The organism is Chryseobacterium sp. POE27 (genome assembly GCF_039727685.1).
In the GTDB taxonomy this organism is placed as follows: Bacteria; Bacteroidota; Bacteroidia; order Flavobacteriales; family Weeksellaceae; genus Chryseobacterium.
Map to the genome: position 1 here is coordinate 2,011,210 of NZ_CP152475.1, position 11,758 is coordinate 2,022,967.

Consider the following 11,758-nt stretch of genomic DNA (forward strand, 5'->3'; position numbering starts at 1 on the left):
CCCAAACTCTCGAACACGATTAGCTCACAAGAAGGCTGCATCCGCGAATATCGGAATGATCAATTCTTCCCAAAACCTGGAATTTGTTACCTTTAATTTTACCTAAATCCTGCGTCGCAATAAATGAACAGCTGTGAATGTTAGCCAGATCAATAATATTAATCGCCCCCGTTCTTCCTTCTTTTTCATAGCTGAACGGATCTTCAGCATTTCTTACCATGATTTTCATCCAATTCGGACATTCATATTCATTATTTCCCAATGAATAAGCCTGAGAAAGAAGCTCAGTCATTGAATATTCGGAGTAGATTTTTTTGGTTTTAAAGCCTTCCTGTAAAATATTAAGAAGTTCGTCCTTAGTCATTTCTTCTTTTCTTCCTTTCATTCCTCCGGTTTCAATCACTATTAAATTCTCTAAAAACTCCAGAGATTCTTCAATTCGTTCAGAATGACAGTAGTCGATAAAATCCAGTAATGCGAAGGAAACCCCAAAAAGAATAACTTTCTTATTTTCCAATTTATTTAAAAGTTGAAATAAATCTTCATGATTATAAAGAAAATATCCGTTTTCTGGTTTTGCGGATTTCTTCATTAAAAAATCAACCATATAAATAAGGGAAGAGTTTTGCCGCTCAAGATAGCTTGGCAGCAGGCCCAGAAAAATAAAATCTTCAGGTTTACCGATAAATTGCTCAAAGCTTTTATAGATACTTTGTCTGTAAATTTCCTCATCGGCAATAAAATGTTTTGAAAGATTCATCTGAGTGGTTCCTGAACTTTGAAAAAAAAGATCAGCCGTCACATTTTTATCGAGAATCTGGTGATTTTTAAACATCTCAATCGGAAGAAAAGGAATAGCAGCCAATTCATTCACCTCATCAGGATTGATATTGAGATAATCTACAAAACGCCTGTAAATTTCAACATTCTCATATTGATAACGAAACGTTTTCAGTGATTCGTCAAGAAAATCCTGCTCTGTCTGTATGTCAAATATTGTATTCACTTGTGAAAGTACTTTATTCTTACTGTCTCATTATAAATCGGTTAATAAAACAAATAAGGTTTTTAATATTTTTTTAAGCTAAAAATAAATTTTTGGTCAGGTTATTGCAACTACAAAACCGGAATATGGATTAAAAACAAGAGTGAACTTCGGTTCATTCGGAGAATTACCTCTTATGGGGTAATTTTTTTTGCGCTTTCCCCGAAAGTTTTCAGCTGAAATTCATGCTCAAAAACACCGTAGGTAAAATAGGAAATCCAGTCTCCCAGATTGATGTATTTTGCCTTTCCTTCCAGATCCATAATCATGGGAAGATGGCGATGGCCATAAATAAAATAATCGATCTTCTGTGTTTTCAGCTTTTCTTTGGAATAAATAATCAGAAATTCTTTATCCTCGCCCAGAAATTCTTTGTCTTCATCTCCTGAGATCATTTTATTTTTCTGAGACATATACAAAGCAATTTTCATGGCAATATCAGGATGAAGCCATTTAAAAAACCATTGCGCTACAGGATTGGTAAAGACTTTTTTCATTCTTTTATATCCTTTATCACCCGGTCCCAGTCCATCTCCGTGAGCCAGCAGAAACTGCTTTCCGCCCATTTCAAAATACTGTTTGCTGTAAAAAACCGTACATCCTATTTCTTCCTCCAGATAATCTTTCATCCAAAGATCATGATTGCCCACAAAAAAATAGATGTGAATGCCCCGGTCCTTCAGTTCGGCTATTTTGCCTAAAACACGCACATATCCTTTCGGAATGACATGTTTCCATTCGTGCCAGAAATCAAACAAATCTCCCATTAAAAACAAAACCTGCGCATCATGCTTGATCTCATCCATCCACCGGATAAAGCGCTCTTCACGCACTTTACTTTCCTTTGGGTTGGGTGCACCAAAATGCTGATCTGAAGCAAAATATACTTTCTTTCCAGGTTCTAAATTGATGGTTGTCTTTAACACTTCTAACTATTTATTGAAAAACAAATTACTGATTATCTTCCGCAAACCACTCTCCATAAGAGTTTTCCGTTTCGTGAAGTTTAAGATAAGCCAGGGAAATCCCTTCCGGAAGCCTGGATTTTATTTTGGCAGCAATCGCATACAACATATTCTCACAGGTCGGCTGGAAGGTACAGTAAATTACCTTATGCCCTTTCTCCTCAAGATCCTCGCCCAGTTCTTTATGGGGTGACAGCCCGTTGATCAGAACGGCATGATCCCAGACGTCTACAATCTCAGACTTTACGATACTTTTTATATCTCCAAAATCAACCACCATCCCGTTTTTCGGGTTCTCCAGATCATTAACAGGTTTCCCTTTTACCGTTACAAACAGCTTGTAAGAATGCCCATGCATATTTTTACATTTACCATCGTAATTATACAGCACGTGAGCCGTTTCGAATGTAAAAATTTTTGTAATACGTATCATGGGTCAAAGATAAGGAATTTGATTTGAGTTTCGGTTTGGTAAATTATAACAACTCACTCAATAAAATTAGTAACTTTGGGTATAAATTAAAAAAAATGGAAAGTACAGTTGATATCAGAAAAAGAATTCATGAATTCATCGATCATGCTGATGAAAGGATTCTCCGTATCATTAATGCCATTATTATGACAGAAGAAAATGATGAATTACCATCACACCATACAGAAATTTTAGATCAACGCCTCGCAAAGCACCAGGAGAACCCAAATTCAGGAAAGCCTTGGAATGATGTTAAAAATTCATTGAAGGAAAAATATGGATTATAATTTAATTATTAAACCTGATGCAGAAAAAGATATTGATGAAGCTTTAGAATGGTATAAAAGTCAGGGAGAGAAATTACCTTTGCAACTTCTTGATTCGCTTCACACTGTTTTCAGTAAAATTCAAAATCATCCTGAACATTATCAAAAAAGATATAAGAATACAAGAGTGATTTTTACTAAAAAGTTCCCGTACGCTGTTTATTTTACACTTGAAAACGAAACAGTTTTTATCCATGCGGTTTTACACAATAAACAAAACCCGGAGAACGTTGGTAAAAGAAATTAATAGCCACCAAAAATGATCCCAGGTTTACGATTTCTTTCTTTATCCCTGCTCCTTTTAAGTTTATCTCTAAACGCTCAAAGACACTTCCAGGCTCACCCTCTTCTTGAGAAAAAGATCGGACAACACTTTCCTATTGAGAATTATAAAAATAAAGAAGGTAAAAATTTCAGTGCTGATGAACTTCAGGGTAAAGTTTCATTGATCAACTTTTGGTCAACTACCTGCGTACCGTGTATTGAAGAACTTCCTTACCTAAACAAACTCGAGGAGACATTAGGCACAAAAGTAAATTTCATAGCCATCACTCATGATCCCAAAGAAAAAGTTGACCGGTTTTTAGCAAATCACACATTCAATTTCATTCATATTACAGATTCTGTAAAGGAATTACAATCTTATTTTTCACTGATTCGAAATCCTCTTAATTTTATAATCGATAGACAAGGAAATGTACAGGAAATCACAGGCAATATCGATAACGAAAAGGCAAATCTTATTCTTGCCATTCTGAATGAATAATTACAAAGCATCCAGCCAGTCACTTTCCAGCCTGATGATCCTTTCTGTTTTTTTGTCAATGAAAACCCAGAGCGTCAGTGAATCCACGACCAGCTTATCATTACAATAAAATTCAACTTTCCTGGGCTGCCTGATTCCTTCTGGAGTTTTAGGATAGGTTTTCACGGTGAGTATTTCGCCCAGATACACCTGTTTTTTGTACTGAATATGATGATCCAGAAGCATCCATATATCATCAGGATTTTGGGTTTTATGTTTCACAAAATCCCAGTGTTCCGCAGCAATTTCTTCCACCCATTTCACATACTGAACATTGTTGACATGATGATTTGCATCAATATGCTCTTCCGTTACTTGTATCTTTTTTTCATAAATCAAACTCATCGGCTTCAATATTTACTCAAAAATAAGGCATAAAAATTAAATCCTGTGGTATAAAAGCCATGTCAAAAATCATACAATCTAAGATAAATAATGTTTATTTCGAAATCAATCCGAGATTGTGAGAATCTGTTTTACTTTACTCCGTCTCAGGATGAGATTACCAAAAACAGTTTTGGTTTGCTTCGTCTCAGGTTGAGAAAGCATAAATCCATATTGGATTGTTCTGTCTCGGCCCGAGAAACCTTAAACCAGTTTCGGTTTGCCAAATTAACATCAAATAACGGATAGATTTACATATTTTGCTTGGAAGAACTTAGTATATTAGCAAAAAAATTCACACAAATGATTTTAGATATTTTCTTTCCGAACCGCTGCCTTGGCTGCAACCGCATTATTGATGCCGATCTTCTGGTCTGTGAGCTTTGTTTCGAGCATATCGATTTTGCCCATTTCAATTATTTTGACGATAATTTTATTAAAGAAAAATGCAGACTACTCTTTCCGGTTGAGCATACTTTTGCGCTGATGCAATTTGAACAAGAAAACCTCAGCAGAAAGATCATCCATGAATTAAAATACAAAAGTAGGGAAAAGGCCGGAAAAGTTCTCGCACAATGGACTTCAGAGCGATTGAATTTTAAAGATAAAAGGCCTGATTTACTTGTTTCAGTGCCGCTTCATCCCAGGAAACTGAAAGAAAGAGGCTACAATCAGCTGCATATTTTTACAGAGAAACTTTCGGAATTCTACGATATTCCGTTTGACCATCATCTGATCAGAAGAAATCATTATTCAAAAGCTCAGGCACTCAAAGATAAGGAACATCGTCTGGAAACTGAAAATACATTTTCGATCACAAAAGAAATCTCCGGAAAACACATCTTACTCGTTGATGATGTTTTTACCACGGGAAATACTTTAGCAACCATCGCATGGGAAATCCTGAAGGCAGGAAACAATACTGTAAGTATTCTGGTGATGGCTGTCGATATGTAAAACAGGCTGTATCGAAAATACAGCCTAACTTTTTTTAATTCAATAATAATTAAACTTTAAAAATTATCGCTGCAGTTTTTCTCCGTAGCTCAAATCTCCGGCATCTCCCAGGCCAGGAGTGATATAACCTTTTGAAGTTAATTGTTCATCAATTGCTCCTACCCATATTTTTGCTTCAGGATAAGCTTTCTCAATCGTTTCAACACCCTGTTTTGAAGCAATTGCTGCCACAATATGAAGCTGACTTGGTTTTCCGTTGGTTAATAAATCTTTAATGGCTTCAATTAAAGACGCACCTGTTGCCAGCATAGGATCCCCGATAATCAAAGGTCTTCCTTCAATATCAGGACATGTAAGATAATCCTGTTTGATCGAGAAATAATCATTGGCATCGTGTTTTCTGTACGCTGCCACAAATCCGCAGTCAGCTTTGTCGAAATAATTTAAAATCCCCTGAAACAAAGGAACTCCTGCTCTCAAGATTGTTGTGATTACCGGCTGAACAGCGATTTCCTTCACTTTAATCTTATCTAAAGGAGTCTGAATCTCGATTTCTTTCTGTTCCAGACCTTTGCTGATCTCAAAAGCGGCAATCTCTCCGATTCTTTCCATATTCCTACGGAATCTCATTCTGTCGTTTTGGATATCAACATTTCTGAGTTCGTTGATCCATGAATTAACCAAAGAAAACTGTTCTGATAATACAACTGTATTCATTGTTGTGAAGCTTTTATCTAAAATATAAAAATTAATTGAGAATAAAATCCCTCTTAGAAAGATCTAAAAGGGATGGTAATTTATTTTTGTCTGAAATACACTTCAATCGGAACCCCGGTAAACCCGAATTCTTTTCTCAGCTGGTTTTCAGTAAATCTTTTGTAGGGTTCTTTTACATACTGCGGAAGATTGCAGAAGAAAACAAACTGTGGTGACGGCGTAGGAAGCTGTACACAGTATTTGATCTTGATGTATTTTCCTTTGTTTGCCGGCGGAGGAGTTCCTTCAAAAATCGGAAGCATTACTTCATTTAATTTCGAAGTCTTAATTTTTTTCTTGCGATCTTCATATACCTGCATGGCAACTTCAACAGCCTTTAAAATTCTCTGTTTAGTGAGCGCTGAAATAAACAAAATCGGAATATCGTTAAACTGACCGATCTTATCCTTGATATGCTTTTCAAAATCACGCATGGTATTGGTTTGCTTATCTTCAATAAGATCCCATTTATTCACCAAAATAACGATTCCTTTTCTGTTTTTCTGAGCCAGACCAAAGATATTCATATCCTGAGATTCCCAGCCCTGGGTGGCATCTACCATGATGATCACTACGTCAGAATATTCAATCGAACGGATCGAACGCATAACAGAATAGAATTCAAGATCTTCAGAAACCTTTGATTTCCTTCTCATTCCTGCTGTATCTACCAGCACAAATTCGTGTCCAAACTTATTATAAAGCGTCTGAATACTGTCTCTTGTGGTTCCTGCAATATCTGTCACGATATTTCTTTCCACATCAAGCAAAGCATTGGTAAGTGTAGATTTCCCTACATTTGGCCGGCCTGCAATCGTAATTTTCGGTAGGCCTTCAAAAGGATCTTTATATTCTGTAGTCGGAAAATCTCTGACGATATCATCCAGCAGATCTCCTGTTCCGGAACCTGTTGCAGAAGACAGCGTATAATATTTATCGATTCCCAACTGATAAAATTCCGTTGCAGGAAGCTCTTCCTTTGCAGAATCTACTTTATTGATAACAATATAAATAGGTTTATTTGATCTTCTTAAAAGTCTGTAAATTTCGTAATCCGTGTCGGTAAGACCTTCTTCTACATTCATCATAAAGATAATCGAAGTGGCTTCGTCGACTGCCAGCTGTACCTGCTTACGGATTTCTTCTTCAAAGATATCATCAGTTCCGACATCGTATCCTCCTGTATCAATTACCGTAAAATCTACACCATTCCAGTCGGATTTCCCGTAATGACGGTCTCTGGTAACGCCAGCGGTGGAGTCTACAATAGCCTCTCTTCTTTCCAATAAACGATTAAATAGCGTGGATTTTCCTACGTTGGGGCGCCCAACAATTGCGACAATATTTGACATAAAAAATGTTTAATAATCCTTTGATGAATCTCAGGACAAGTTATTAATGGGTTTCTCCAACTTTTGGAGCCCAATTTTTTGCAAAGATACAGTTTTATTTAACATCAACCTGATTTACAGATTTGTCAGGTTTTAGAATACATGAACAAATACATTCACCGGCATATCTGTTTTCAAAAAAATAATTCTTTGAATATCAATAAATAAACAGCAAATAAGTCTTTGTGCCGTATTAATATTCACATTTCATTTTTATTTTTAAAATAATTTATATAATTTCGCGACATAGAAATACAGACCCATGGTGTAGCGGTAACACTACTGATTTTGGTTCAGTCATCTGGGGTTCGAATCCCTGTGGGTCTACAATTAAACAAAGCAACTCGCTTAATACAGCAAGTTGCTTTTCTATTTTATCGCTTTTGTAAAGAAACTGAGTACACCTCATTGACTCTGATTGTTGTAAGAATCATACCCAAGAAGTTTATCGTTATAAGATTTCCTTTCGTAAGGCGGGTTTTTAAATTTTTCTTCATCAATGGATTATTTTATGTAATATTCTATCTTCTTAGAAAAATCACTGTTTCCTAAAATTTTATCTTTTGATGGATATGTTTTAAAGCGCAATAACTTTTCTTTCTTATTGTTTGATGTTAAATACAAAATCCCATATTGGTCATCATTCTCTATTTCTAAAGTAATAACCACTTTTTTTGAGCTTTCTATCTTCAATAATTTTTGAAAAGTTCTTAGGAAATGTCACATGGGTATCATAATACACACCGCTGTTTTTGGATTTCCAAACAGCAACAAGATCAGCAGGAAGTTTTCTTTTTAGAATGCTATCGATAGGAGTTCTGTAATATAATGTTCCATCTAAAGAAGAATATTGAGGATCTGTAACTTCATTTTTGGGATTAGGTTTATCAAAATCAAAAATAATATCGTATTCCTTTTCATTATTAGCCCAGGCTTCATAAGGAATCCCATGATGTTGCCAGTAATCTTTATATTTTCTCCAATATTCAGACTTTTTGTATCTAAATCCTTCTCCTAGTGTATTATCTTCTGTTCCTTTTAATCTTTCTTTTGCTACTTCAATTTGTTCATCAATCGTAGTAAACCATACCCGTATCCAGCCTTCAGGCGCCATTGCTACAACTAAATGAGCAAAATTTTCACTATTGATATTATGTTTCTGGAATAAATCAAGTATCTTTTTCTGAGGAAGTTGGACTTTACCATTATACTGTAAATTATCAACAGCACTTATATAATGAATATAGACTTCTTTAGGAATGTCTTTCAATTGCTCTCCGGAAACAACTCCTCCATATTCATTACCCCAGCCATTATCAAAATTAGTAAGACTTCCATGACCTGCATTTCCAAAGTCTATTTTTACATCTCCAACAGGATAATATTTGGGAGCCGAAATACCCGGCTCCCAGGGATATTTATTTTTTTGACAGGAAGATAATAATATGCTAAGAAAAATAATACCCAAAAAATTCAGGGTTGTAAGATTTCCTTTCGTAAGGTGGGTTTTTAAATTCTTTTTCATCTGTGAACATTTTTAATATCTGTAAACAACAAAGATAAAAAGACACTGGTTGAACCGTGTCTTTATCTTTTTTTCCAAGAAAATCATTTAATAAAATATTCTATTTCTTTAGCATAAGCATAATCTCCAAAATCCTGATTTTCTTTAGATGAAAGCTCTCCTTTAAACCTTAAAAGCTTTATTATTTCGTCTTTAGTCTTTAAATAAACAGTAGTGTGGTGTTTATCATTATCTAACTCAATAATGAAGTTGCTATATGCGTATTTTTCATTAGCTTGATAAGCTTGATAAGTCTTATCAAATAAATTCTTTAGCATTTTGGGCATAACAATATTAGTGTCATAGTAACGGTCGGTCGTCTTGTCCTGCCATGAAACTGATAAATGTATAGGGATTTTGCCTTTATAACCATTATTATTAATATGATCAATATCATCCGACTGTTTTTCTGTATAAAAAGAAGAGTACCATCCATCTGCCGAAACTACATAGGTCCTATCTAATTTCACCTCTTTGTTTTTTGATACAAATTTTATGTCATAATAATACTCCTTTTCATTATTAGCCCAGGCTTCATAAGGAATCCCATGATGTTGCCAGTAATCTTTATATTTTCTCCAATATTCAGACTTTTTGTATCTAAATCCTTCTCCTAGTGTATTATCTTCTGTTCCTTTTAATCTTTCTTTTGCTACTTCAATTTGTTCATCAATCGTAGTAAACCATACCCGTATCCAGCCTCCAGGTGCCATTCCTACAACTAAATGAGCAAAATTTTCACTATTGATATTATGTTTCTGGAATAAATCAAGTATCTTTTTCTGAGGAAGTTGGACTTTACCATTATACTGTAAATTATCAACAGCACTTATATAATGAATATAGACTTCTTTAGGAATGTCTTTCAATTGCTCTCCGGAAACAACTCCTCCATATTCATTACCCCAGCCATTATCAAAATTAGTAAGACTTCCATGACCTGCATTTCCAAAGTCTATTTTTACATCTCCAACAGGATAATATTTGGGAGCCGAAATACCCGGCTCCCAGGGATATTTATTTTTTTGACAGGAAGATAATAATATGCTAAGAAAAATCATACCCAAAAAGTTCAGGGTTATAAGATTTCCTTTCGTAAGGTGGGTTTTTAAATTCTTTTTCATCTGTGAATTGAGGTACGTTTGCATAAGCGAAATTATAATGATCCAACGCATCCTTTAACGGTGCGTTGAAATTTGATGATAAATGTACAAAATTCCCCAAAATGTACTGAGACATTTCAGCTGAAAGCTTATAATATCCTTCATTATTTACAAGCAAGGGATAGGTAGTGATTTTTCCTTCTCTATTAGTCCAGCCATCCTCCGCTACCTTAGTAAGAAGGTCCTGATAATTTTTCAGATCCTGCTCTTGACCATTTCCCTCCGGAAGTATATATTCCTCTGGATGAGGGGTGTCTTTTACAGGAAATGTAAATGGTACATCTGCATAATTTAAAGCTATATATTTCATGACATTCATATAAACCAGCGATAATTTATTGTTCAATGGTCTAATGGAGAGTAGTTTATGATGGTAGCCCTGCAGTACATAGGTTCTGTTTCCTATGGTCTTACTGGTACTGTTTCCCATAAAATTTGCTTCTAGCAATTCTTTTTTAGTTGTAGATGGATGCTCCCCAATTTGCCCTTCGTATGACACTACATGATGAAAAATTTTCCAATCTATCTGTTGATCGTTACAAAGACGTTGGGAAATGTACCAATTACGCAGTAATTCTTTCTGCTGTTCCAGTTTCTGTTTTTCTGCTAAAGATGCATTTACACCCAAATCAAAAAAATGCAGCATATTCAATTCTGCTTCAGTTTGCCAATAAGCACCTCCTACATCAGAATGTGCTCCTAATATGGTAAGTTCTTTAGCATGTACCCCATTAAATTTTCCTATAGGTGTTACCGGGAAATTATCACGCCACTCAGTTTGTGCTTTCATATGCAAAACTTTCTTGATATTAGGATTAGAAAGTGTAGGGTTGACTTTTTTTTATTAATGCTATTCCTAATGCAGGGCCTGAGAATATGGGAATGACGGGATTAAAGGGAGCAATCAAAGATTGTATTACAGGATTTCTTGCACCATCAATAATTCCCTTTTTTTCCAGCATTTGGGAGATCACGGTATCAAATATTCCTAAAAACTCGATACTTACATTAAATTTTGGATAATTTATATTTCTTTGTTTAAGAAATGCTCCTAAGCTCCCTCCTGTGAATACATTTGTAACAGGAGCATTGATCTGAGGAACGATTTGAGTATTGTCTTTGATTTTTTTTGTTCCGTCTGCTTTATATTGCCTAACTTCTGCGCGAAAATCTTTCGGCTTTTCAGATTTTTTGAGGCCAGGACGTTTTACATTTGTAGGGGTACTCCTGCTTTCAGTGTTAGTATCTCTTCCTGTTTTCAATACCTCATTACAAAAATGCCTTGCAGCAGCAGCTCCTCTGCTAAAGCCAAAAACGTCGAATTGTATGGAAATAATTTCCAATGGCTTGTTATTCTTAATATTGTTTAATGCTGTTTTTATATTATCAGCAATGTCTTTACAAGCTTGTTCAACCCTTAAAATAACACCTCTTTTTCCTTCTCCCATTCCTGCGCCTAACATGTCATCTTCTTTATCTCGTAAAGTACCTATCCCTTGAACGTAAAGTTTAAGCTGTAGATAATAAAAAGGGGTTTTATCAGTTTTATCAATTCTTTTCTCCTCATACAAATCGTGAAGTAACGCCACATTAGAATAAGAATTCCAATAACTGCTCCCTGATTCTATAACGAAACTTTTAAAGTCTTTAATTTTAGGTATTTCATCTTCTTTTAAAGGAAGATTGCTATATTTCGTGTTGTAATAAACACTGTCAGAATTATACCTGTTATTTCCTGTCCCATCAAAGAACACTCCAATGCGCAGCTTTACTTTTTCTGTTTTTTCAAAAGCCTGATATTTTCTTTTATCTGTTCCATATGGATCAATATCTGCCACCCCAATATCCGCAGTGTTTCTTATTCCTATATTTCCTGTTTTCATTTTTGTGAATTTTATAAATTAATGAAAAAATGAAAGCGGTGGTTTCC

General features: G+C 35.1%; 14 protein-coding genes and 1 tRNA gene. 5 read left to right on the forward strand and 10 right to left on the reverse strand.

From position 1 onward, the window contains the following. Positions 1–19: 19 nt before the first annotated feature. From AAHI02_RS09500 to AAHI02_RS09510, 3 genes are all read right to left on the reverse strand, one after another. Positions 20–1,006 carry an acyl transferase gene (locus AAHI02_RS09500; protein ID WP_346986436.1) on the reverse strand — a complete coding sequence of 329 codons (987 nt, stop codon included), beginning with the start codon at positions 1,004–1,006 and terminating at the stop codon, positions 20–22. A gap of 173 nt (positions 1,007–1,179) precedes the next feature. Beyond that, a complete protein-coding gene (locus tag AAHI02_RS09505) occupies positions 1,180–1,971 on the reverse strand; it encodes a UDP-2,3-diacylglucosamine diphosphatase (RefSeq protein WP_346986437.1) in 792 nt (263 codons plus the stop codon). Between the two features lie 25 nt (positions 1,972–1,996). Next, positions 1,997–2,443, reverse strand: coding sequence for a 6-carboxytetrahydropterin synthase (locus AAHI02_RS09510; RefSeq protein ID WP_346986438.1), 447 nt, complete (start codon positions 2,441–2,443; stop codon positions 1,997–1,999). A 95-nt stretch (positions 2,444–2,538) separates the two neighbouring features. On the opposite strand from AAHI02_RS09510, the gene AAHI02_RS09515 reads away from it, so the two are divergent. Genes AAHI02_RS09515 through AAHI02_RS09525 form a run of 3 tightly spaced genes read left to right on the forward strand, consistent with a single transcriptional unit; the run spans position 2,539 to position 3,574 of the window. Then, the gene (locus tag AAHI02_RS09515) at positions 2,539–2,769 is read left to right on the forward strand and encodes an addiction module protein (RefSeq protein ID WP_346986439.1); all 231 of its coding nucleotides are present in this window, start codon (positions 2,539–2,541) and stop codon (positions 2,767–2,769) included. Then, positions 2,759–3,055: a type II toxin-antitoxin system RelE/ParE family toxin gene (locus AAHI02_RS09520; protein WP_346986440.1), complete on the forward strand. Its 297-nt coding sequence runs from the start codon at positions 2,759–2,761 to the stop codon at positions 3,053–3,055. The genes AAHI02_RS09515 and AAHI02_RS09520 overlap by 11 nt, the downstream gene beginning before the upstream one ends. Before the next feature lie 12 nt (positions 3,056–3,067). Continuing rightward, positions 3,068–3,574, forward strand: coding sequence for a TlpA disulfide reductase family protein (locus tag AAHI02_RS09525; RefSeq protein ID WP_346986441.1), 507 nt, complete (start codon positions 3,068–3,070; stop codon positions 3,572–3,574). Here AAHI02_RS09525 and AAHI02_RS09530 read toward each other — a convergent pair whose 3' ends face one another. Beyond that, entirely contained in the window at positions 3,575–3,958 is a 384-nt protein-coding gene (locus AAHI02_RS09530) for a thioesterase family protein (protein ID WP_346986442.1), read from the reverse strand. A 342-nt stretch (positions 3,959–4,300) separates the two neighbouring features. Between AAHI02_RS09530 and AAHI02_RS09535 the strand changes: the two genes are divergently transcribed. Then, positions 4,301–4,954, forward strand: coding sequence for a ComF family protein (locus AAHI02_RS09535; RefSeq protein WP_346986443.1), 654 nt, complete (start codon positions 4,301–4,303; stop codon positions 4,952–4,954). A gap of 63 nt (positions 4,955–5,017) precedes the next feature. On the opposite strand, the gene upp is transcribed toward AAHI02_RS09535, so the two are convergent. Both upp and der read right to left on the reverse strand, forming a co-directional pair. Next, a complete protein-coding gene (gene upp / locus AAHI02_RS09540; protein WP_346986444.1) occupies positions 5,018–5,671 on the reverse strand; it encodes a uracil phosphoribosyltransferase in 654 nt (217 codons plus the stop codon). An 80-nt stretch (positions 5,672–5,751) separates the two neighbouring features. After that, complete coding sequence (der, locus tag AAHI02_RS09545; protein WP_346986445.1) at positions 5,752–7,062, reverse strand: ribosome biogenesis GTPase Der; 1,311 nt, start codon at positions 7,060–7,062, stop codon at positions 5,752–5,754. 295 nt (positions 7,063–7,357) lie between these two features. Here der and AAHI02_RS09550 point away from each other — a divergent pair. After that, positions 7,358–7,428, forward strand: a tRNA-Gln gene (locus tag AAHI02_RS09550). Between the two features lie 313 nt (positions 7,429–7,741). Here the strand turns inward: AAHI02_RS09550 and AAHI02_RS09555 are convergent. The 4 genes from AAHI02_RS09555 to AAHI02_RS09570 all read right to left on the reverse strand — a co-directional run bounded on the left by AAHI02_RS09555 (position 7,742) and on the right by AAHI02_RS09570 (position 11,711). After that, complete coding sequence (locus AAHI02_RS09555) at positions 7,742–8,626, reverse strand: DUF2931 family protein (protein ID WP_346986446.1); 885 nt, start codon at positions 8,624–8,626, stop codon at positions 7,742–7,744. Positions 8,627–8,709: 83 nt separating this feature from the next. Beyond that, positions 8,710–9,789, reverse strand: a complete 1,080-nt coding sequence (locus AAHI02_RS09560) for a DUF2931 family protein (RefSeq protein WP_346986447.1) — start codon at positions 9,787–9,789, stop codon at positions 8,710–8,712. Continuing rightward, positions 9,713–10,618 carry a hypothetical protein gene (locus AAHI02_RS09565; RefSeq protein WP_346986448.1) on the reverse strand — a complete coding sequence of 302 codons (906 nt, stop codon included), beginning with the start codon at positions 10,616–10,618 and terminating at the stop codon, positions 9,713–9,715. Before AAHI02_RS09565 ends, AAHI02_RS09560 begins: the two co-directional genes overlap by 77 nt. A gap of 25 nt (positions 10,619–10,643) precedes the next feature. Next, entirely contained in the window at positions 10,644–11,711 is a 1,068-nt protein-coding gene (locus AAHI02_RS09570; protein WP_346986449.1) for a DUF2235 domain-containing protein, read from the reverse strand. Between the last annotated feature and the right edge of the window lie 47 nt (positions 11,712–11,758).